This is a genomic window from Spirosoma agri, assembly GCF_010747415.1.
Classification (GTDB): Bacteria; Bacteroidota; Bacteroidia; order Cytophagales; family Spirosomataceae; genus Spirosoma; species Spirosoma agri.
Genome location: NZ_JAAGNZ010000002.1, coordinates 89,107 through 110,892, shown reverse-complemented (window position 1 = coordinate 110,892; position 21,786 = coordinate 89,107). Strand labels below are relative to the sequence as shown.

Sequence of the window (21,786 nt, the reverse complement as noted above, 5' to 3'; positions counted from 1 at the left end):
ACGTATAAACACACGCCCTGCGGTTTCTTCCCAAAACAGGTAAATCTGTCCTTTCTGTAAAGAACTCTACGGTAAGGGCGGCCGCATTTATTTTCTAAACGAGCATGGACCCAGTCATTCAGCTTCAAACTATTCATAAATCCTACGGATCAACGCCCGTTCTGAAAGGTATCGATCTAAGCGTATCAGCCGGGCAGGTTGTTGGTTATATTGGCCCGAACGGTGCCGGGAAATCAACGACCATTAAAATCCTGATTGGTATGTTACCCGACTATTCGGGTGAGGCTACAGTGCTTGGTATGGACGTAAGAACCAACTCGCTCGACGTAAAGCGCCGGATTGGTTACGTGCCCGAAAATGCCGCCTTGTACGATACACTGACCCCTTTGGAATACCTGCAATTCGTTGGGCAACTGTACGAGCTGGACCCGAACCAGATCGATCGGAAAGCCCTCGAATTACTCCGACTATTTCAGCTCAGCGACCATGCCGATGCTCGGATGACCACCTTCTCGAAAGGTATGCGCCAGAAAGTATTGCTCATTTCAGGATTACTGCATAACCCGGATGTTATCTTTCTGGACGAACCTCTGTCGGGCCTGGATGCCAACGCGGTTGTGCTGGTGAAGGAGATTATCCGGCAGCTGGCTACGAGTGGCAAGACGATTTTCTACAGTTCACACATTATGGACGTTGTCGAGAAGATTTCGGATCGGATCATTATCATCAATCAGGGTCAGATCATCGCGGATGGCACATTTGCTGAATTACAGCACCAGCGTCCCGAATCGCTCGAACAGCTTTTTGCGGAACTTACCGGCAGCGAAGGCCAGACGGGCGTAGCCGAAGAATTTATTCATACCCTCAAACTTTGACTTACTGGATCATGGATTTGTTCGATACACGTCCGGCATTTACAGATCCAGTCTCCTGAACCTTATGCCTATGTTAATCCTCTGGCTCCTCGACCGTTGTCAACCCTTATGGCGAACGCTGGGCGCTGATTATGGGCAATTGCGCGCCATTGTACAGGTAAAACTGATGATGGATAACCGCCGGAGTACCATAACGCTCGGGCGATATGGCAAAGCGTCGGCGGAAAACAACAGTAATTTCACGCGTACGCTCGGACTCTATGCGTTCATAGGCGGGTTGATCAGCCTGGCGATGCTAGCCGCTCCCGACAAAGACAGGCTGTTCTTTCCGCTCACGCTTCAGTTCTCGTATATCATGGCCCTATGTGCCATGACGCTCATTTCTGATTTTTCGTCCGTCATTCTGGACTCATCCGACAATCAGATTATTCTGCCCCGACCAGTCAGTAGCCGAACGCTCTGGCTGGCTCGCGTCGTGCACATCACGAGCTATCTGTTTGCCATTGCCTTATCGTTGTCGGTCGTAGCGATCCTGTTTGTGTCGTATCGATTTGGGGCGCTGGCCGGCCTGTTATTTTTGGCGATGAGCCTCCTTTCGGCGGTGCTGATGGTCTTTCTGACCAATATTTTCTACTTGCTACTGATGCGGTTTACTAGCGAGGAAAAGCTACGCGAGGTCATTAATTATTTTCAGATTGTGATGGCGGTACTTTTCTACGGAGGCTATCAGTTTCTGCCACGCCTGATCGGGGAACAAACATTGAATCAGGCTTTTGCGCATCAATGGTGGCATTACCTGGTGCCACCCATGTGGATGGCCGGAACCGTTGAGGCTGTAATTCGACCTGTACTGGATTCAACCCATCTGGTTTTTGCGCTGCTGGCCGTCTTCACCCCGATCGCAGGCTTATGGTTTATGAACCGATTCCTGACCACCGATTTTACGCAGAAGCTAAGCAGTATCGATCAGGAAAGCCAACCGGCACAGACCACCCAAACAACCTTCTCTCAACGAACGCAATCGAACAAGGCAAACTGGGCCGAACGCTTATCGACCTTGTTTACGGGCAACACGCTCGAACGGGCCGCCTTTGCGTTCACCTGGCGAATCACCGGGCGCGATCGAAAATTCAAACTCAAGACGTATCCGCAATTGGGCTTTGGCTTAGCCTACGTAGTCGTGATGTCGTTTCGAGGGTCCAGCTTCGGCTCGACGGGGTTTTTCTACCTGTTCGCGCTGTACTTTGCGGGGTTGTATGTTATGGTGGCGCAATACCAATTAAGTATTTCGGATAGTTACCGGGCCTCCTGGATTTATGGCAGCGCACCCATCCAGAATCCCGGCGATGTGCTGGCGGGCTCTCTAAAAGCACTGATTGTCAAACTAATGACGCCCTTTTACAGCTTACTGGCCATCTACATCCTTTACCGGTATGGCATCGATAAAATCAGTGATGTTTTGTTGGCATTTAGTAACTCGCTCGTCATGTTATTGAGCGCAGCCTTGCTCTCGGTTCGTCACATGCCGTTTTCAGTTGCACAGGACGCCCTGAAGCAGAGTAATACCGCTCGTAGTTTACTCACCAGCTTTGTGCTGGGTATCGTTGGTTTCTCGCACTACGGCCTGACCTACATCCCCTACGGAACCTGGATTGCGCTTCCCTTTTCGATGCTCGCCTGCGGGGTTTTACTCCGGCAGTATAAGCAAACAGGTTGGGAACAGATTCGGATGGGCTAGTCTGAAAAACCAGGTCAGCGTCGTTAAAAATTGTTAAAGCTATTTTGGTATTAGCTATTGCCTTTACTTTGCATCGTTTACCCATAGCTTGGTAAACGTTAGCCATTTTTCTAGTCACTCATGAATAAGTCAATTACCTTATTTCGATTCTCTATCAATACGGCACATACTGCATTATGGTCAGGCCTATTCCTCCTTTTTTGCCTGAACACCCAGGCTCAGTCATTAAAAGTGGGCTTCACCCGAATCGATTATATTATCGCTCAAACCCCTGAAGCAAAAGCAGTATCGAATCAATTGTCGGTTCAGCAAACCCAGGTCGAGGGTGAGTATAAACGGATGCAGAAAGAATTCGACGAAAAATATGCAACGTACCAGAAAGGGTCGGCTCAGATGACGGAAACGATCCGTAAAGACAGAGAAACGGAGCTGCAAAATTTACAAACCCGTATTCAGGAATTTGGCCGCTCGGCCCAGGAATCGCTACAGGCTAAGTATAAGCAGTTGATGGGTCCGGTTTTGAGTAGAGTCCAGCAAGCTATCGATACCGTTGCGAAGCAGAAAGGGTACGCGTTTGTGTTGAGCGCCGGCGCGGGAAACTCGTCGAACATCCTTTACGCATCGGAAGAGAATGATGTTACGGACGCTGTTCTCAAGCAATTAGGTATCGTACCGGGTCAAGTCACAAAAGCACCGGAAAAGCCGGCTAAAGCGCCAGCAAAGCCTGTGAGTGCTGGTACTCCCAAAAAGAAGTAAATTAACGTCGGCCAAACTCGTTTTGTCAGTACCACTGTCGTAATTCAGGCACGGCTGACAGGTCTTGGCGCAACGAACTGACTTTGCGCTTTCTTCGATAACCGATGAATAACGCATCTGACGGCATGCACGGCAGTTGAGCGACTAGCAGGAACACACCAGCATTTTTCCAACCAGTTTGCCTGACCCATCATAATCAACCTGGTAGTAGTGCGTCTTGGACTGGAATATGTTCCCCGTCACTGATCGAACCTGAATTGATTTACCTTCTACAGTAATTCGAATAGGAAATTTTCTGGGACGTGGCATTCTAAATGACAATGTGTATTTTATACATATAGTCATTTAGAAACGCCTTCGTACGCCCCGTGTTTAAACATTCATTTAATAGTACTATACATCCTTCTTTACTTCTAGATTTAGCGAAAATAGGTCTCTTGTCCCGGTCAACTTAATCGTTTCGACTTTTGTACGATTTACCGTTGGGTTGGTTTCTATACCAACTCTACGTATTCGTCAGTTATAGTAGTCTAATCAACGTTGTCGATACATTAAGTTATGAATTATAAGTCCATTATAATTCGAGAGCGCACAGTAGACGGTATCAAAGGAAAAGTAGTAGCCTATGAACTTGTTGATCCCACTACGGGTCACACACTGGGTCTTTATGGAAGCCTGGAACGAGCAAAGCAGATAATCGATAAAAACGGCCAGCGCTGGCTAAAATTCGGAAGCTAGTTCGACAGCGGCCACTAGTCGGTGAGTCTGTTGTAAGAAGCCTGATTGACGTTCTATGTACCTCTGGAAAACGGCCGAAGCCAGCAAATTTGCTGGCTTCGGCCGTTTTCTTACCAAAAAACTATCTGTGAATTGTTCCAGTGCAAGGTCAACTCACTTACACCGTGAAGGCGGTCCACTTTTCAGTGCTTTGATGGCTTTTCACCACGTTATCAATAAAGGCCATTCCCCGGATTCCTTCATCAACCGATGGGTAATCCAATGCTTCGGGAGACGGTGTTGTACCATCGATACGAGCGGCCAGCGTGAGCGAAAAATTTCGGTACAAGTTGCCAAAGGCTTCCAGATATCCTTCGGGGTGTCCACCGGGCGTACGGCAGTTCTGCAACGCGTACGACGACAGCGTATCTTTGTAGCCTGTACCGGCGCGGTAGATCTGCGTTGGTTTATCATACCATTTCACCAACAACGTGTTTGGCTCCTGCTGTGCCCATTCGACCCCTCCTTTTTCGCCATAAACACGAATTTTCAGCGCATTTTCTTCACCAGCTGCTACCTGAGAAGCCATCAAGACACCCGTAGCGCCGTCTTCGAATTTAAGGAGTACGTTGCCATCGTCATCTAGTGCGCGTCCTTCTACCATAATTGACAGATGGGCACATAAGTCAGTAATTTTCAGGCCAGATACATATTCGGCCAGGTGAGCCGCATGTGTTCCAATATCACCCATACAGCCACTTTTGCCGGATCGCTTTGGGTCAGTTCGCCAGGCCGCCTGCGCGTTACCCTCCCGCTCGGATAGTTGACTCAGCCAGCCTTGTGGGTATTCAACCCAGATCTTGCGGATCTTACCCAGCTCACCCGCCTGAATCATTTGACGCGCCTGCTTCACCATCGGGTAACCCGAATAGGTATGCGTAAGCAGCAGCAACTGTCCCGTTTCTTCTACTTTTTGCTTTAATTGTTTGGCCTCATCAAGGGTAAAGGTGATGGGCTTTTCGATCACTACATGAAATCCCTTTTCCAGTGCCAGCATAGCCGGGGCGAAATGGGCGAAGTTCGGGGTTACGATCGTCACGAAGTCCATGCGTTGATCGGCGGGCAGCGCGCTTTCCTTTTCCAGCATTTCCTGGTAGGTCAGATAGGTCCGATCGGCGGGTAGAAACAAGGACTGAGCGCTGTCCTGAGCAACTTCCGGGTTGATACTAAGTGCACCACAAACTAACTCAATGGCGCTATCCAGGTTAGCCGCATGCCGGTGAATGGCGCCGATGAAGGCATCCTTACCCCCACCAATCATCCCCATTCGCAATTTTCTGTTCATAATGTCTACGCGTTTTTAGTCGACCTGTTGGGTCTTAAGTAGGCAGACCATCAGGTGATGGCCCAAAGTAGGGTGTAATTTATTTCTTTCGCTGGATAACCGACAATACTTTCGCAACAATCGAAGCGGCTGTCAGGCCATATTTTTCCATAAGCTGTTCGGGTGTGCCGCTTTCCCCGAACGAATCGTTCACCGCTACCATCTCCAGCGGAGCCGGATGGTTCAACGAAAGAAGCTGCGCTACGCTATCGCCAAGTCCACCATTCATCTGGTGTTCCTCCGCCGTTACGACGCAACCCGTTTTGCGAACAGATTTCAGAATTGCCTCTTTGTCCAGTGGTTTAATGGTGTGGATATTAATAATTTCGGCATCTACGCCCTGCTCGGCCAGCATCTTACCCGCTTCCAGGGCCTGCCAGACCAGATGACCGGTCGCAATGATCGACACATCGGCCCCTTCGTTCAACAAAATAGCTTTTCCGATTTCAAAAACCTGATCAGCCGGGGTAAAGTTAGGCACAACGGGACGGCCAAATCGCAGATAGACAGGGCCTTCGTAGTCAGCAATAGCGATGGTAGCCGCTTTGGTCTGGTTGAAGTCGCAGGGGTTAATGACGGTCATACCCGGCAGCGATTTCATCATACCGATATCTTCCAGAATCTGGTGCGTAGCCCCGTCTTCGCCCAAAGTCAGTCCTGCGTGAGATACACAGATTTTGACGTTCTTGTTAGAATAAGCTACTACCTGACGAATCTGGTCGTACACACGGCTCGATCCGAAGTTAGCGAACGTGGTAGCATACGGAATTAACCCGCTCAACGTCAGGCCAGCCGCAACACCAATCATGTTGGCTTCGGCAATGCCGCATTGAACAAAGCGCTCCGGATTTTCTTTGATGAACGCGTCTAATTTCAACGATGCCACCAGATCAGCACATAGGGCAACGACATCCGGATTCGAGCGGCCCAACTCGGCCATACCCGCACCAAAGCCGGAGCGTGTATCTTTTTTTTCGGTAAACGTATAGGTTTTCATGGTGTTTCAGCCTGATTAATAATCGCCAAGGGTTTCGTCCAGTTGCGCTAAAGCAGCACTTAGTTGCTCATTGTTGGGAGCGGTTCCGTGCCATTTGTGTGTATGCATCATAAAGTCGACACCCTGCCCCATTTCCGTTTTCATGATAATGCAAACAGGAACGCCGTGACCGCTTTTCTGCTTCGCGGTTGCCAGCGTGGCCACAACTTCTTCGGTGTTATTGCCGTCCATGTGCAACACAATCCAGCCGAAGGCTTCATATTTGGCCCCTAAATCCCGGTTATTCAGGACGACATCCGTTGGGCCATCGATCTGCTGACCATTGAAATCTATGATGGCAATGAGGTTATCCAGTTTCCTGTGCGGGATGAAGGCAGCCGCTTCCCAAATCTGACCTTCCTGCTGTTCGCCATCGCCCATGAGGCAATAGACGATGTGTTTGTCTTTCCGGATTTTTTTACCGTGAGCAGCCCCGGCGGCTACCGAAAGACCCTGCCCTAACGACCCCGACGCCATGCGGATACCCGGCAAATGTTCGGCTGTGGCGGGGTGGCCCTGTAGGCGGGAATCCAGCTTACGGAACGTACTAAGTTCACTCACCGGAAAATAACCCCGTCGTGCTAACACGGAGTACAACACGGGCGAAATGTGCCCATTGGACAGGAAGAACATATCCTCGTCCGTGCCACTCATGTCGAACACCACCGAATCCTGATCGTCTTTTTTCAACCGCATGGTCTGGAAATAAAGGCTTACCAGTAAATCCGTACAGCCCAGTGAGCCACCCGGATGGCCGGATGCCACGCCGTGCACCATGCGCACAATATCCCGCCGAACCTGCGAGGCCACGTTAGTTAACTCGTCTGTTTTCATGTCTTTTTTACTTTGTGTAGCTATATATTCCCTCCCAGCAACGGCCGACCGTCCCTGCACTTCTCTCGTTGCGGAAGAGGAGCAGGGTACAATCGGCCGTTGCCGGGAGGAGATTCACTAGTCTAGATGTATTGATTAATGATGCTTTCGAGCCACTCCTGGCGACCGCTGCGGAGTTGTGGTTCGCCGTTTGCCAGCGTATAACTGCGCAGATCTTCCAGCGTCAGTTTACCCTCTTCGAACGCTTTGCCCTGACCATTGTCAAACGATGCATAGCGATCGCTGCGGAACTTAAGGTAATCGGAATCCTGCAGAATAGCATCGGCCACAATAAACGAGCGGGCAAAGGCATCCATACCACTGATATGCGCGATAAATAGATCTTCAGCATCGGTCGAGTTACGGCGCACTTTCGCATCGAAATTGATACCGCCCGGTTTAATACCGCCCGCCTGGTGAATGACCAGTGCCGCTTCAACCAATTCGTAAAGATTAATGGGGAACTGGTCGGTATCCCAACCATTCTGGTTATCACCCCGGTTTGCATCAATGCTACCCAGCATACCGGCATCGGCAGCTACCTGTAACTCATGGTCGAAGGTATGACCGGCCAGTGTCGCGTGATTGACTTCAATGTTCAATTGGAAATCCTTATCCAAACCGTACTGCCGAAGAAAACCAATTACCGTAGCGGCATCATAATCGTACTGGTGTTTGGTCGGTTCCATAGGCTTGGGTTCGATAAAGAACGTACCCGTAAACCCTTGCTTACGCGCATAATCGCGGGCGATGGTCAGGAACTGGGCCAGGTGCTCGACTTCCCGTTTCATGTTGGTGTTGAGCAGCGACATATAGCCTTCCCGACCACCCCAGAATACGTAGTTTTCTCCGCCCAGGGCGATTGTCGCGTCGATCGCATTTTTAACCTGCGTACCAGCGTAGGCCAGCACCGAAAAATCCGGATTCGTCGACGCTCCATTCATATAGCGTGGATTGGAGAACACGTTAGCCGTGCCCCACAGAAGTTTCACTCCGCTTTCTTTTTGCTTCTGCTGTCCATACTCAACGATGGCTTGCAGTCGCTTTTCGTATTCGCTGGCCGTTGGTGCTTCGTCGACTAAATCGATGTCGTGAAAACAGTAATAAGGCGCACCCATTTTAGTAATGAATTCGAAGGCGGCATCCATTTTCATTCGGGCCCGAACGTTGGCATCATTGTCCTGATCCCAGGGAAAGACGCGAGTTCCGGGGCCGAAGGGATCACCACCAGCACCGCAGAAGGTGTGCCAGTAGCTGATCGCAAAACGTAGTTGCTCGCGAAGGGTTTTGCCACCCAGAACCAGATCAGGATTGTACCATTTGAATGCTAACGGATTTTTTGATTTAGGGCCTTCGTAGGCAATCGTGCCGATGCCTTTGAAGTATTCCTGATCGCCTAGTGTGATCGTCGACATGAGTTGGTTTATTGTTATGTGTTGATTAACCGACTGTTACCAGCCGTAAAAGACTGTCATTTATTTTTGATGTAAAAATGACACTTATTTTTTTAATGTCAATATGACACCTAACATATTTTATAAAAACTTATCCGTTTAATGCTACTACGGCTAAGCGAACTTGATTTAACGGAGATTTCGTGCAGCTAAATTCCCAATTCAGAGTTGGGAATGAAATTTAGGAAGGAGTTGGTTATTGCCCGGTATTTCGAGTTGTCAACCTGATAGAAATAAGCACCTCGTTTCGAAAAGCCCTTTTGCTTCTCCTCTAGCTTGATCAGCAGATTTGTCGACAGAATCTTTCGGCTGAAGTTTCGTTTGTCGAAGTCTGTGTTGTAGATGGCGTCGTACAACTTCTTAAGTTGCGGAATGGTAAATTTATCGGGCAGCAGTTCAAAGCCGATGGGATGCTGGGCTGCTTTATACCGCAGCCGCTTAATGGCTAATTCAACCATGTCGGCATGATCAAACAGCAATGGCGGAAGATCGTAGATGGAAAACCAGTTTGCCTTGTATAAATCCGACGTTTTCGACTCGTAATCGGCTATTTTCACCAGCGAAAAGTAAGCCACGGATATCGTTCGCACGATGGGGTCGCGATGCGGGTCGCCAAACGCGTACAATTGCTCCAGATAGACATTGGTGAAACCTGTTAGATCAAATAAGATTCGTGCCGCAGCCTGTTCCAGCCCTTCGTTGGGCTGAAGCCATCCGCCCATCAGTGACCAGGTTTCATCTTCCACCCCCCGCTTGACGAGAAGAACTTTCAGGCTTTCTCCATCAAAACCAAAGATAATTGAATCTAAAGCCAGCAAGTAAGGATGTTGCTGTTTGTATTGATCTAACATGTAAGCTATCCGAGGAATTTATCCTGCCCGAAAAAGACAGAATTACATTGGTTTCCGAAGGTAAGGCGAATTCGGCCATTTTTTGAGTAAGATGCCTTTTCAATTCTGTATACCGCGCGGTATAAGCATACCACACGGAAGGCGATCGCATGGATTGCCGGCTGAATTGACGCAGCTGCTCTACACAGGTAGATAGACAGTAAAGGTTGCCCCCTGGCCGGGTTGGCTACTGGCCGTGATAGCGCCCCCATGATTGGCAACTACCTTCTCACAAATGGCCAGCCCAATGCCCGTACCCGAAAATGAGCCTCTGCCATGCAACCGCTGGAAGACCTGGAAGATGCGATCCAGATATTTCTCATCGAAACCAATCCCGTTATCAATCACATCAATCCGATGATAAGCGATTGCACGCCGAGTTGGTTTGACTCCCAATGGCAGATGATCCGAAGACAGCCAACGGCTCGTTATACGAACGTGAGGTCTGGTGTTGGTTTGACGAAACTTGAGCGCGTTTCCAACCAGATTTTGAAAAAGCTGCCCCATTTGGGAGCGGTCGCCTTCTATGGTTGGTAAATTATCTACTTCGATTAGGGCGTCCGTCTCCTCTATAACTAACTCCAGATCGACGAGTACCCCTTGCACAACCGTTGCCAAAGCGATAGGAACGCTGGATTCTCGCTGGGTGGATATGCGGGAGAAGCTTAACAGGTCTCTGATCAGTGTCGACATCCGGCTGGCCGCTGACTGCATCCGATCCAGATAAACCAACTCCTCCCCTGTTGTGTCGGGATAGCGTTTCTTCAGCAGATCGCTGAACTGCTGAATCTTACGCAGAGGTTCCTGTAAGTCGTGGCTGGCCACGTAAGCAAACTGCTGAAGGTTTTCGTTAGAGCGAACGAGTAACCCGTTTGATTCCTCTAACTTATCGTTGATGGCGGCATACTCTTCATTATTGACGGCCAATTCTTTATTGGTGGCTTCCAATTCTGTGGTCAGAAAACGATACTGCTTCTCACTTTCTTCCAGCGTCAGGCGGGCCAGCACCTGTTCAGAAACATCGATAGCTATGACCACAATATCAACACGGCCATGCTCATCATGGATTGGCGCATAAACGAAGTTTATATAGGCCGTTTCGGCCACTCCATTCCGAATGAAGACAGCTGGCTGTTCCTTACCACCGACGGGTAAGCCAGTACGACGTACCTGATCCAGTAATTCTTCCAGGCCAATTCCAGCTATACCGGGGAATGCCTCGAAGACGGGTCTGTCGAGCACTGATGGCTGATCGGGTGAGAGCTGCCAAATAGCATACAGGCTCTCGTTCGCTAGTCGGATGCGGTACTCAGGCCCTTCCAGTAACGCGATGGCTACGGGGGCTTGTTCGAAGATGTTTATCAACCAGTTTCGGCTCCGCTGAAGTTCCTGATTGGCACGCGTCAATTCCTGAGTACGCTGCTTAACCTGCTCTTCCAGGTCAGCCAGCAAAAGCTGGTATTGTTTTGCGTTCTCTTCGGCTTCTTGTCTGTCACGTATCTGCTGGCTCACATCCTGAGCTACGCCTGCAAAGCGAGTTATTGCGCCTGTCTCATCAAAATAACTTCGACCCATTGAGCGTATCCAGCGCTGATTTCCATCCCCCATATCAATTCGGTACGTAACGTCGTAATTCCCTTCAAACTCGGGATTCATTGCTTGCTGGATTGCCTGATTCACCCGGCTTACGTCTTCGGGGTGGATATAGGCAAGCGTTCGCTCATAGGGAAATTGGTTAGTAGCCTTGGCACCAAAAAGCTTACGACATTGATCATCCCACAGAACTTGCTTTGTTTTCGGATCAATTTCCCAGACCCCAAGTCCGGCCGCTTGCATTGCGAAACTTACATCCAGACGCTCGTTGAGTGCCTTCTTGTCAACGGACTTATTGGAGTCAGTCATTGGATAAGAGGAGTAGATCGATTCATAAAGTGAACGGCAGGAGCGAAATAATAATGACTACATAGCTAAGGAAAATGTTCATGTATTAACAACGAAGCTACTCTGATGTAGGTCGCGGGCAAGTTCGCTGGCTTGCCAGGGGTTGCATCGTGAGCAATAAGGTTAATTGAGGTATATTGAGCTATTCAGGCTTTTGTAGTTTCTCTAAGATACAGGAAAAGTAATATAATCAGATCAGCGAACAGGCTGAGACGTTTTCAGAATCAGGTATGGCAAGGGATGATCTGGAAACAGCGCCCTGGTTGGCGGAGGTGAACGAGACGCATGATAAGGCATGCCAAAAGGGACCAGGTAGTACTACATAGGCGCCGATCACGACAATGTGCAGGATTTTCTAGAGTGACAAAGAGCCTACTTATCAGCTCTCAACCATTGAAAAGGCAGCTACCGAATAGGCTCTAATAACAAACAAAAAGTCACAAACAACTGACTAACAGCTAATTGGGACTTTAATATGTGCCGAAGGCGAGATTCGAATTACCATATCCCGCAGTCAAAAACGACCATAAAGGAGTCACTAGGGCATTTTTGACTGCCATTCTCTTGTCATTTCGGAAATTCATTATTGCCATTTTCTTACCACCTTAATATTACAACCCTTATTATACTTTAACCCCGGAATTTATATAGATTCATAAGCAAAGATCAAGCTTATAAGATATACATTCCTGTAAATATAGTCACTAATCCTAACTCATTATTGCAACATAAACCGCCTAATCGCCGTCTAAAGCTAACAAACAAATACAAAGCTAGACGGCTCATTTTCAATAATTTACACAAAGGAATGTCATCTAAAATCGTCTAACGCCGTCTAAACTCGTCTAAAGCCGTCTAGCGTCTCTTCTAGAACATTCTAAACCGGTCAAACCCACCGAAGCTAGTTGCTTAATCCACGTCTCTCAAGACGCCATTCCCTATTATCATCCACATATATTAAGCCATCTAAACGCAGCGATTGTAGCAAATTTTTCACTTTATGCTGTTTCTGATCCTGATTGAGTGATTCTGGCAGCTTTTGTAGAATCATTCGTTCGATGTCATTGCGATTAGACTTACCAAATTGTTCTAAATGCTGCAGAATCATCCTTTTATAATACTCATCATCCATACCTCTAGCTAACGAGTATTCTACTTCTTGGCCCGTTGTTTGAGCCACTTGCTTAGAAATGTGTAAGTTGTTTCTCCGACCTTCGACTAATCCTTGTTTCTTTAATATTCGTACCTCATTGTCATTTAAAGGTTTGTGCTTTTGTAGCTTATCTAGCATAATTATCTCCAGCAGTCCAAGATTGGGGTTACGAGCCAGAACTTGCGCATAATCCATATCTAGTACTCTACCTGTTAGCGTAACTTTTACTCTGCCGTTAGTTAGGTCATAATCCGGCATTGGAAAGAACTTTTTCTTCTGGTTAATAAATATTCGACGAATGCCGCTCCCAATGGTATCTATCATTTTTAGGTTTACCATAGCTTGAGCTAAAAAGGGATTGCGGTAATTTTCGGGTGGTGAGTCGTCCAGTAGTACTTTTTCTACAGATCCAGGAATGAACTGGCCTAGGTTACTAAAGATTAAATAGCCATCTTCTCTTTCAACTATATTTATCTTACCCCCTCTGGTGTAATCCTGATGAGCAATACAATTATTTAAAGCTTCTCGAATATTGAAAGGATCGTACTGATCAACTATATCAGGAAGTAGTCTAGTCTCATCAGCGTTATACATGTACCGTAAGTTTCGAATACTTTGGTACACCTCCTGTACTTATAAAAGATATGGACAGCTAAAATGTTGATAGCTTTGCTCTACACCGTCACGATCCTTTAGCACCCAGGTAATCTGAGCTACTGCTGGACTCAAAAAATGGCTTGCTTCTGTCTTGCCTAGAAGTAATATTGCTGTGCGAGTAATCTGCCCTTGAATGGTCAGTTTCGCTTTGTTCAAAAAAGTTTGAGCGTCCCAACTATCAACTTCATCAGATAAATGGGGGTTTTTGTTCTTATAGTTTTCTCTCGCTTGGTTAATAGCTTCAGGATCTAGATCAGACAAAGTAGCTTCATGATATACAACTGCACTCCAGTCCAGATCAGCCGCTTGGTTTCTAATACGTTCAATTTTTTCGAGATTTAAGGGACATTGTTCTTCACCATCTCGTGCATAATAGTGACCTTCCCATGCTAATGGTAAACCACGAGGTGCTGCAGGTATTTGGAACATGACTACTCTCCCCCCTGGCATTACAACTTCGTATATTTCAATAAAAGTTATACCATTCGTTGTCTTTTGAGCTATTTCACCCTTCAAGTGGTCTAAGTCAGGTCTATTTGAGCGATATGAAGACCCAACAACAGTTCTGTTCTTATCCTCGACACCAAATACTAGCCACCCTTCTCGAACATCCTTCAAATTTGCTTCATTGCTGATAGCTGAAAAATATTTACCTATCTTATTAAAGTCAAAGTTATTCTGGGCAGCTTTGAATTCGACAATTTCAGTTTCTGCAGGTAAATTAAGAAGCTCATTCAGCTTGTCAACTATCTCAGACTGATTCATTAGTTGTAGAATATTAGATTGTTTTAAAGTCAACTGGGTCAGTGAGTAACATAAGCATTAAATACTTATTATTTTATTGTCTGATTCTTAAATTTAGGAATAACTCCCTGAATCATAGCACTATTGGGATTAGCAGTGTTAAAATTAACACTGCTAATCCCAATAGTGCGAAATAGCAAGAGCCTGTAAATCAACGATTTACAGGCTCTTTTTATGTGCCGAAGGCGAGACTCGAACTCGCATGTCCGTGAAGACACACGCCCCTGAAACGTGCGTGTCTACCAATTTCACCACTTCGGCAGCACGCTTCCCCTTATTTGGGAATGCAAAGATACAGAGCTTGACGCTGTCTACGCAAGATTTTTACCATATTTTTTTCAGCCTATCGGTTGAACATCATCCGCTGGCCCGCTCGATCCGTTAGAAATTCGCCCTCTCTGTAAACCAACTCACCTGACACGATCGTGTGCGTGATACTGGCCCCAAACGTGTGCCCCTCTATTGGCGACCAACCGCATTGATAGAGAATGTTTTTCTTCGAGACCGTCATCGGCTGTTCGGTATCGACAAGGACCAGATCAGCCCAATAGCCTTCACGGACGTAGCCGCGCCGGTTAATTTGAAAGCAATCAGCGGGAGCATGGCACATTTTACGCACCATTGTCTCAATCGATAGTTTACCCTGCGTCACAAAATCGAGCATCAACAAAAGCGGATGCTGCACCAGTGGCAATCCCGATGGTGCCTGCCAGTAGGGTGCCTGCTTCTCAGCCCAGGTATGTGGAGCATGGTCCGTAGCAATAATGTCGAGCCGATCATCCAGCAGACCAGCCAATAGCGCATCCTTATGGTGTGGTGCTTTAATGGCTGGGTTGCATTTGATCAGATTGCCTAAGCGCTCGTAATCATCGGCGTCGAACCAGAGATGATGCACGCACACTTCCGCCGTGATGCGCTTTTCGGTTAGTGGCTTGTCGTTGCTAAACAATGCCAGCTCGTCAGCCGTCGAAATGTGCAGGACGTGTAACCGGGCGTTGTGCCGCCTAGCCAGTTCAACGGCTAACGACGACGATTTCAGACAGGCTTCTTCATTCCGGATTAGCGGATGAAGGCTGGCCGTAGCGTTGTCGCCATAGTCTGACCGGTAGCGTTCGGTATTTGAGCGAATCGTGGCTTCGTCTTCGCAGTGGGTGGCAATCAGCATCGGACTTTGCCGAAACAGACCCTCCAACACCTGCTCGTTATCGACCAGCATATTACCCGTCGATGACCCCATGAAAACTTTGATGCCACAAACCGTTCCGGGGTCGGTCCGCAATACCTCATCGAGATTGTTGTTCGAGGCCCCCATGAAAAACGAGTAGTTTGCCAATGAGGTCCGGGCGGCAATGGCGTACTTGTCGGCCAGTAGTTCCTGTGTTAGGGCATTCGGTACGGTGTTGGGCATCTCCATAAAACTGGTGATGCCCCCGGCTACGCCCGCCCTGGATTCCGAATGGATCGTAGCTTTGTGGGTAAGACCGGGTTCCCGAAAATGCACCTGATCATCGATCACGCCCGGCAACAGGTATTGCCCTTTCGCATCAATAGTTTGCTGGACACCTGCGTCAGAAAGCCCCGATTTTATCTGGGCGATGAACCCATCTTCGATCAGTACGTCTGTTTCCGTGATACGTCCTTCGTTGACCAGACGCGCGTTGCGAATTAAAAGTTTACTCATAAAAGTCGAGCGGCTTCTTTCGCAAAATACGTTAAAATTACACTGGCACCGGCCCGTTTGATGGACATTAGCGACTCCATCATCGCCCGTTCGCCGTCGAGCCAGCCGTTTTGCGCAGCCGCCTTAATCATGGCATACTCACCACTGACGTTATAAGCCGCGATGGGTAAGTGAAAATTATCGTTCAGCAATTTGATGATGTCCAGATAGGCTAGGGCGGGCTTGACCATCAGGAAATCGGCCCCTTCATCAAAATCGAGTTGGGCTTCGATGAGTGCCTCCCGGCTATTGGCGGGGTTCATCTGATAGGTTTTCTTATCGCCGAACTTCGGTGCCGAATCGAGCGCATCACGGAAAGGACCATAGAAGGCGCTGGCATATTTAGCCGAATACGACATAATAGCCACCTCATGGAAACCGCCCTCATCGAGTACCTGACGCAGATAGCCCACACGTCCGTCCATCATATCGGACGGGCCAACGATGTTGGCTCCTGCCTGGGCCTGGGCCAGTGCCATCTTGCCCAGCACTTCTAATGTCGGGTCGTTCAGGATTTTTCCGTTCTCGACAATACCGTCGTGACCATCGGAGCTGTAGGGGTCCATAGCCACATCGGTCATGACCATCACATCAGGAAACCGATCTTTTATCGCACGAATTGCCTGGAGGTACAGCCCGTCCGGATTGTAGCTTTCGGTAGCGTATTTATCTTTCTTCGCTTCGGACAGGTTAGGAAACAGGTCAAATGTCTTGATGCCCAGATCGACACACTCCTGTATCTCCTCAAGCAGTAGGTCCAGTGAGAAGCGATGGATACCCGGCATTGAGGACACTTCAGAGCGGGTATGCTGCCCTTCCATGATGAATACGGGCAAAATAAAATCGGTGACAGACAGGCGCGTTTCCTGCACCATGTCCCGAATGGCAGCGGATTGACGACTCCGGCGCGGACGACGTATTAAATTCATTCGTTGTTAAGCAATCAGTTTAAATCCTTCACCGTGTACGTTAACGAGCTGAACACTAGCATCCTCTTTGAGGTATTTGCGTAGTTTCGTTACGTACACGTCCATGCTGCGGGCATTGAAATAGGAATCATCGCCCCAGACCATTTTAAGCGCAAAGCTACGGCTGACAGGCTGATTCAGGTTCTGCGCCAACAGCTTTAATAACTCCGATTCCTTACTGGTTAGTTTCTGCGACTGCGATTCTATTTCGCCATCCGGCTGATTTCCGGCTGACCGGCTTAGCAATTGATGCGGGTAATCGAATGAGAACGAACCGATTTTGTACAACGTTGGCTCGGTGGACTCGGACGAACGCTGGTAGCGACGAAGAATCGCCTGAATTCGCAGCAACAGTTCCTCCATGCTGAACGGTTTGGTGATGTAATCATCGGCACCGACCTTGAATCCCTGGATGGTATCTTCCTGCATGGATTTGGCCGTCAGGAAAATAATTGGCACTTCCCGTTGCGCCATTCGAACCTCCTTGGCGAGTGTGAAGCCGTCTTTCTTGGGCATCATCACATCGAAAATGCATAGGTCGTAGGTATCCGCCATAAACTTTTGCAGTCCCTGATTGCCATCGGTGACGCGGTCGGTAGGGTATCCTTTCATGGTCAGGTATTCCTGCACGAGCAGGCCCAGATTAGGATCGTCTTCAACGAGGAGAATGGTAGGCATAATTGACAGGTGAAAAGGAGAAAGGTAGACAAGCGTTTTTACTAGTTCGCTCGTTCGCTACTGTTATATGGTAAAATCACTTCGAATGAACTGCCTTTGCCTAACTCGCTCTCAACGAGAATCTGGCCGTGGTGTTCATCAATCATTTTTTTGACATAGCTCAAGCCAAGGCCAAAGCCTTTTACATCGTGGCGGTTGCCCGTCGGAACGCGGTAAAACTTCTCGAAAATCCGGCTCACCTGATCTTTGGACATTCCCAGACCGTGGTCAGTAACGGTGATACTCACGCCTTCGGGCAGACTACGCGTAACGAGGGTAATGTGCGGGCTCTCGGGCGAGTATTTGAGTGCGTTGTCGAGCAGATTATACAGGATGTTCGTCACGTGCACCTCGTCGGCTTCGATGATTTCTCGGTCTGCCTCGAATTGCAGATCCAGTTCGCCACCGCGCTGCTCAATTTGCAAGCTCATATTATTCAGCACTTTTTCGATGACATCATGCACATTGACCGACGACAGCTTGAGCTTGATTTCGCCCCGATCCAGCAGGGCCATCTGAAGCACTTTCTCCACGTGAGAACCCAGTCGCCGGGTCTCATCACGGATGATACCCATGTAGCGCGAAAGGCGTTCGTTTATCGACGACTCATCAGAACCCAGTCCAGCCATGGCGTGCGGTTGACGCACCTGTTCCTGCGCCATTTCAACAGCCAGCGAAATGGTCGAAATAGGTGTTTTAAACTCGTGCGTCATGTTGTTAATGAAATCATTTTTGATGTCAGCCAGTTTTTTCTGTCGCACGATAGTGCTGATGGCAATGTAAAAACAAGCCAGAATAACCAGAATCAATACTGCCGATGCACTAAACGTAAACCATAACTGACTCAGAATGAATTGCCGCTGGGTTGGGAAATAGATATAGACGTAATTACCCGTTTCCATCATATTATTCGGAAATAGGGCTGCTTTATAGCCACTTTCCCGAAACTGACGGGGGTCCATACCCAATGACGTAAACAAAAAGGCTGGCTGCGATTTGGTACGGACGCCAAACGCGAAGGGGATACTAATGCCGCGCTCCTGCAACGATTGCCGCAAGAGGGTGTCCAGCGCCAGTCGGTTAATCCGATCCTCGATGGGACGATCAGAAAGTAATAACCCTTTCAGCACGGTTTTGATCATGTCTGACTGTTCACCTGCTTTGTGGGGACTGTAACTGGCGGGGGCGCTTATGGCCAGGTCCATTTTCGCGGAGTCCTTCAGGGCAGCCTGACGCAATTTACGTTGCCGGGTGGCTTGCCGAATCCGGTTTCGGGCCGCTTTCACCCTCGCCAGCGAATCCTGCCGACGGGCGGTTGCGACCTGTCCGTTAATTTCATTCAACTCATTGACCAATATCTGGTCGACCCACTGATTAAATTGCTGCTGTTGGGCCAGTTGCGTCTGCCAGTCACCGACGGCCATCAGTTCATCCTGCTGCCGAAAAAACTCTTCCACCACAGCCATCTGTTCAGCAGAGAGCGGATGCGCGACTGGATGCAACACATCGGACTGCACAACCACCGATCCAACCGGCGCCATTCCATAAGGTATACGCTGCGCATCAGTTTGCGTGCTCGTCGACTTTGGACGGGCAGCAGCCACTAATCGATCCGTAATCTTCTTCGTCAAGACCGGCTCATCGGCAACCTGCGTTTTCCCTTCCTTTTTGGCAATGGCCATTAAGCCCTCTTTCTGCTTATGGGCCTGAATGCGCTTTTTGGTCAGGTACATGATTTCCTGTCGTTCGAGCGTCCGGACGACTTCCTGCATAGCATCGGTGACCTTATAATCAAATTGCTCTTTTTGTAAATGCAAGGCACTACTGATCCAGTACGATTGCAGACCAACCAGGCCAACCAATCCTACCGCCATCAGGGCAACAATCCATCGTATGCGTTGTGTCGACATTTTTTTCGGCCCGTATGCAACCTTCGGCCTTTTTTTTCATCTATGGATAAACAAGCTGATCGAAACTAGTTCCAATCAGTCAACTTCCAATCGGGCAATCCGTAAAAGTACGAACGGCAATAACCAGTCATTGAGCGTTTAACAAACTTTAACAGCCCGATTCTCAATGCGTATCAACCCAGCCGATTAGTCATCTATTAATGCCTAATACTATGAAAAAAACAGTAATTATGCTCCGCCGGTTCGTTCCGGTCCTGTTCATCGCTGGCAGTATCAGTGGTGTTGCTACCGCCCAGACGGCAGGGTCGTCGTCAAAGCACGATGAAATAAATGTTCGCGTTATCGAGCGTGATGGAAATGACGTACGTGAAACCGAACGAACCTACCGCGTCAATGGTCTGACTAACCCTGAGCGCGACCGCCTGGTCATGAAACTAGTCGACTCCCTCAAAACAGCGCGAAAAGACAAAGGCGGCAAACGCCAGATGACAATCATTGTAGACGAGAGCGAGGGCAACCGGGTCGTAACCCGCGAGCGCATAACCCCACGCTCACGGAAAGCACCGGGCGATTTATACGTACAACGCGGCAAACTACCCCGTTCGCAGAATGATTCGCAAACGTGGCAGTATGAGTTTCGCCGGGGAGCCGACTCACTGGCCGATCGGCTGAACCGGTTCAGAGTTCAGATTCCACGCGACTGGGATCAGCAACTCGCTCGTCCTTTCGAAGACTGGTCGCGCAATTTTAGCAGTAAGCCATCGACAATTCGCGGACTGGATGCCTATCCTAATAATCCCGATCGTGGTCAATTGAATGTTCGTTTTACCGCTCCGGCAAAAGGCGATGTCACCATTGTTGTTACAAACTCCAAGGGGAAAGAAATAGCCAAACGGGAAATAAATGACTTTTCGGGTGAATTTGTCGGCCAGATTGATTTGGGCAAAAACACGACAGGCGCTTATTTCATTACCGTCACGCAGAATGAAGACGGCGCCGTTAAACGCGTAGTCCTTGATAGCTAAGCAATTGATGGAAAAACGGGGTAAGTACGTATTCTCTTGCTTATCCCGTTACCATTTGCATACACTGCTCGTCTTACTAGCTTGATAGCAAAAAAATAATTCAAAAAATTTAGTACTATGTATTGCAAGATACCAAACTAAACCTATATCTTTGTGATGTTAATACTAAGCACTGAAAACATGAAGACTTTACTGATCGTCGGAACGTTACTGGTTGGCATGAGCGGACAGGCTATGAGCATGGGACATCCGCACAACATTTTTGCCGCCCGGAAACAGATGCGGGCTAAAGCATCGGCCATGATTCACAAAGCAAAAGTATCATCGACCACACCCGGCTGGCAGCCGTTGGTGCAGATGAACAAAGCAGAAATCAGCAAACGGTTGTTGACCGCGCTAGCCAGTGTGACCCCATCACGGGCTTACTAAGTTATTCGTACACTTTTTCTCCGCGTTGCAGCCAGACACCCCACAGTCGCGAATAGGCATGAACGCGCTGCGTAGGCTTCCCCTGATTGTCTACGACCGGGTTTCCCTCGTTAACCCACTCAAACAGGCTACCATACAGGTTATGCACATGCTGATAGCCAGCCGCCAGTAACTTCTCCCCTACGCGTTCGCTCCGGTAGCCAACCGAGCAGTACAGCACCACATTCGCCGTTTTAGGAATAGCCTGTACCCGCTTCAATTCGAAGTCGTCATAGCCAACCCAATGCGCATTTGGCAAGTGGCTCACATCAAATTCCGCCTTACTTCGCGTATCCAACAGCACCGTTTCGGGCATTTTCTTCAACTCGGTCACGCTCACAAAAGGGACTGATTTTTTATACATGGCCTCCAGCATGGTTTTATAGGCCCGGCTGTTCGTCTGCGCTGAACCAGTAAGAGACGTTGCTAGTGTCGCATAGAAAAAAAGCCATAGTTGTTTCATGTTCATCGTCGCGCTGCTGTCCTAACTCATCTTTTTACACACCGATTGACCCCTTGATTGTCAGGAGATTTTTTATTTTTCAGCCTGTGAAGATAACCATTCGTTCGTTTTAATTTTGTATTAATCTCAGTAGCGAAACAATTGACGTACATTATTTCGTTAAAAAGTTAGATAATTCAAACATCGGCTATTGTTTTCGACGGGCTTTGGCTACTTTTATGGTTTGGTGCTAAACTA

At 48.4% G+C, this 21,786-nt stretch carries 19 protein-coding genes and 1 tRNA gene; 6 read left to right on the top strand and 14 right to left on the bottom strand.

Features of this window, described 5'->3' with window-relative positions; translation table 11 throughout:
- Window positions 1–104: 104 nt before the first annotated feature.
- The 4 genes from GK091_RS17155 to GK091_RS17140 all read left to right on the top strand — a co-directional run bounded on the left by GK091_RS17155 (window position 105) and on the right by GK091_RS17140 (window position 4,107).
- Window positions 105–875 (top strand): ABC transporter ATP-binding protein, encoded by a 771-nt coding sequence (locus GK091_RS17155; RefSeq protein ID WP_164041044.1) that lies wholly within the window; start codon window positions 105–107, stop codon window positions 873–875.
- A gap of 70 nt (window positions 876–945) precedes the next feature.
- Window positions 946–2,613, top strand: coding sequence for a hypothetical protein (locus GK091_RS17150; protein ID WP_246202305.1), 1,668 nt, complete (start codon window positions 946–948; stop codon window positions 2,611–2,613).
- Between the two features lie 120 nt (window positions 2,614–2,733).
- Entirely contained in the window at window positions 2,734–3,369 is a 636-nt protein-coding gene (locus GK091_RS17145; RefSeq protein WP_164041041.1) for an OmpH family outer membrane protein, read from the top strand.
- Between the two features lie 558 nt (window positions 3,370–3,927).
- Window positions 3,928–4,107: a hypothetical protein gene (locus GK091_RS17140; RefSeq protein WP_164041039.1), complete on the top strand. Its 180-nt coding sequence runs from the start codon at window positions 3,928–3,930 to the stop codon at window positions 4,105–4,107.
- Between the two features lie 157 nt (window positions 4,108–4,264).
- Here the strand turns inward: GK091_RS17140 and GK091_RS17135 are convergent, their stop codons facing one another.
- The 13 genes from GK091_RS17135 to GK091_RS17080 all read right to left on the bottom strand — a co-directional run bounded on the left by GK091_RS17135 (window position 4,265) and on the right by GK091_RS17080 (window position 19,593).
- Window positions 4,265–5,413 carry a Gfo/Idh/MocA family protein gene (locus GK091_RS17135; protein ID WP_164042858.1) on the bottom strand — a complete coding sequence of 383 codons (1,149 nt, stop codon included), beginning with the start codon at window positions 5,411–5,413 and terminating at the stop codon, window positions 4,265–4,267.
- Window positions 5,414–5,510: 97 nt separating this feature from the next.
- Entirely contained in the window at window positions 5,511–6,467 is a 957-nt protein-coding gene (locus tag GK091_RS17130; protein WP_164041037.1) for a transketolase family protein, read from the bottom strand.
- Between the two features lie 15 nt (window positions 6,468–6,482).
- Window positions 6,483–7,340, bottom strand: a complete 858-nt coding sequence (locus GK091_RS17125; protein ID WP_164041035.1) for a transketolase — start codon at window positions 7,338–7,340, stop codon at window positions 6,483–6,485.
- A gap of 122 nt (window positions 7,341–7,462) precedes the next feature.
- Entirely contained in the window at window positions 7,463–8,794 is a 1,332-nt protein-coding gene (gene xylA, locus GK091_RS17120) for a xylose isomerase (protein ID WP_164041033.1), read from the bottom strand.
- 188 nt (window positions 8,795–8,982) lie between these two features.
- Window positions 8,983–9,684 carry an NUDIX hydrolase gene (locus GK091_RS17115; RefSeq protein WP_164041031.1) on the bottom strand — a complete coding sequence of 234 codons (702 nt, stop codon included), beginning with the start codon at window positions 9,682–9,684 and terminating at the stop codon, window positions 8,983–8,985.
- A 180-nt stretch (window positions 9,685–9,864) separates the two neighbouring features.
- Complete coding sequence (locus GK091_RS17110) at window positions 9,865–11,625, bottom strand: ATP-binding protein (protein WP_164041029.1); 1,761 nt, start codon at window positions 11,623–11,625, stop codon at window positions 9,865–9,867.
- Between the two features lie 940 nt (window positions 11,626–12,565).
- Entirely contained in the window at window positions 12,566–13,411 is an 846-nt protein-coding gene (locus tag GK091_RS29445) for an ATP-binding protein (protein ID WP_212592981.1), read from the bottom strand.
- Between the two features lie 39 nt (window positions 13,412–13,450).
- On the bottom strand, window positions 13,451–14,239 hold the full coding sequence (locus GK091_RS29440; RefSeq protein WP_212592980.1) for an ATP-binding protein: 789 nt from the start codon (window positions 14,237–14,239) through the stop codon (window positions 13,451–13,453).
- Between the two features lie 216 nt (window positions 14,240–14,455).
- A tRNA-Leu gene (locus tag GK091_RS17100) sits at window positions 14,456–14,539 on the bottom strand.
- Between the two features lie 82 nt (window positions 14,540–14,621).
- A complete protein-coding gene (locus tag GK091_RS17095) occupies window positions 14,622–15,959 on the bottom strand; it encodes a dihydroorotase (protein WP_164041026.1) in 1,338 nt (445 codons plus the stop codon).
- Window positions 15,956–16,927 carry a porphobilinogen synthase gene (hemB, locus tag GK091_RS17090; protein ID WP_164041023.1) on the bottom strand — a complete coding sequence of 324 codons (972 nt, stop codon included), beginning with the start codon at window positions 16,925–16,927 and terminating at the stop codon, window positions 15,956–15,958. Before hemB ends, GK091_RS17095 begins: the two co-directional genes overlap by 4 nt.
- A gap of 6 nt (window positions 16,928–16,933) precedes the next feature.
- Complete coding sequence (locus tag GK091_RS17085) at window positions 16,934–17,644, bottom strand: response regulator transcription factor (protein ID WP_164041021.1); 711 nt, start codon at window positions 17,642–17,644, stop codon at window positions 16,934–16,936.
- A 41-nt stretch (window positions 17,645–17,685) separates the two neighbouring features.
- The gene (locus tag GK091_RS17080) at window positions 17,686–19,593 is read right to left on the bottom strand and encodes a sensor histidine kinase (RefSeq protein ID WP_164041018.1); all 1,908 of its coding nucleotides are present in this window, start codon (window positions 19,591–19,593) and stop codon (window positions 17,686–17,688) included.
- A gap of 212 nt (window positions 19,594–19,805) precedes the next feature.
- Between GK091_RS17080 and GK091_RS17075 the strand changes: the two genes are divergently transcribed.
- Window positions 19,806–20,618, top strand: coding sequence for a T9SS type A sorting domain-containing protein (locus GK091_RS17075; protein ID WP_164041015.1), 813 nt, complete (start codon window positions 19,806–19,808; stop codon window positions 20,616–20,618).
- 180 nt (window positions 20,619–20,798) lie between these two features.
- Window positions 20,799–21,047 (top strand): hypothetical protein, encoded by a 249-nt coding sequence (locus tag GK091_RS17070; RefSeq protein ID WP_164041011.1) that lies wholly within the window; start codon window positions 20,799–20,801, stop codon window positions 21,045–21,047.
- Between the two features lies 1 nt (window position 21,048).
- Here the strand turns inward: GK091_RS17070 and GK091_RS17065 are convergent, their stop codons facing one another.
- Window positions 21,049–21,549: a rhodanese-like domain-containing protein gene (locus GK091_RS17065; RefSeq protein ID WP_164041009.1), complete on the bottom strand. Its 501-nt coding sequence runs from the start codon at window positions 21,547–21,549 to the stop codon at window positions 21,049–21,051.
- Between the last annotated feature and the right edge of the window lie 237 nt (window positions 21,550–21,786).

Bases quoted from the DNA above. Each gene is read 5' to 3' on its own strand.
- GK091_RS17155 (WP_164041044.1), top strand. From the start codon at position 105: ATGGACCCAGTCATTCAGCTTCAAACTATTCATAAATCCTACGGATCA.
- GK091_RS17150 (WP_246202305.1), top strand. From the start codon at position 946: ATGTTAATCCTCTGGCTCCTCGACCGTTGTCAACCCTTATGGCGAACG.
- GK091_RS17145 (WP_164041041.1), top strand. From the start codon at position 2,734: ATGAATAAGTCAATTACCTTATTTCGATTCTCTATCAATACGGCACAT.
- GK091_RS17140 (WP_164041039.1), top strand. From the start codon at position 3,928: ATGAATTATAAGTCCATTATAATTCGAGAGCGCACAGTAGACGGTATC.
- GK091_RS17135 (WP_164042858.1), bottom strand. From the start codon at position 5,413: ATGGGGATGATTGGTGGGGGTAAGGATGCCTTCATCGGCGCCATTCAC.
- GK091_RS17130 (WP_164041037.1), bottom strand. From the start codon at position 6,467: ATGAAAACCTATACGTTTACCGAAAAAAAAGATACACGCTCCGGCTTT.
- GK091_RS17125 (WP_164041035.1), bottom strand. From the start codon at position 7,340: ATGAAAACAGACGAGTTAACTAACGTGGCCTCGCAGGTTCGGCGGGAT.
- xylA (WP_164041033.1), bottom strand. From the start codon at position 8,794: ATGTCGACGATCACACTAGGCGATCAGGAATACTTCAAAGGCATCGGC.
- GK091_RS17115 (WP_164041031.1), bottom strand. From the start codon at position 9,684: ATGTTAGATCAATACAAACAGCAACATCCTTACTTGCTGGCTTTAGAT.
- GK091_RS17110 (WP_164041029.1), bottom strand. From the start codon at position 11,625: ATGACTGACTCCAATAAGTCCGTTGACAAGAAGGCACTCAACGAGCGT.
- GK091_RS29445 (WP_212592981.1), bottom strand. From the start codon at position 13,411: ATGTATAACGCTGATGAGACTAGACTACTTCCTGATATAGTTGATCAG.
- GK091_RS29440 (WP_212592980.1), bottom strand. From the start codon at position 14,239: ATGAATCAGTCTGAGATAGTTGACAAGCTGAATGAGCTTCTTAATTTA.
- GK091_RS17095 (WP_164041026.1), bottom strand. From the start codon at position 15,959: ATGAGTAAACTTTTAATTCGCAACGCGCGTCTGGTCAACGAAGGACGT.
- hemB (WP_164041023.1), bottom strand. From the start codon at position 16,927: ATGAATTTAATACGTCGTCCGCGCCGGAGTCGTCAATCCGCTGCCATT.
- GK091_RS17085 (WP_164041021.1), bottom strand. From the start codon at position 17,644: ATGCCTACCATTCTCCTCGTTGAAGACGATCCTAATCTGGGCCTGCTC.
- GK091_RS17080 (WP_164041018.1), bottom strand. From the start codon at position 19,593: ATGTCGACACAACGCATACGATGGATTGTTGCCCTGATGGCGGTAGGA.
- GK091_RS17075 (WP_164041015.1), top strand. From the start codon at position 19,806: ATGAAAAAAACAGTAATTATGCTCCGCCGGTTCGTTCCGGTCCTGTTC.
- GK091_RS17070 (WP_164041011.1), top strand. From the start codon at position 20,799: ATGAAGACTTTACTGATCGTCGGAACGTTACTGGTTGGCATGAGCGGA.
- GK091_RS17065 (WP_164041009.1), bottom strand. From the start codon at position 21,549: ATGAAACAACTATGGCTTTTTTTCTATGCGACACTAGCAACGTCTCTT.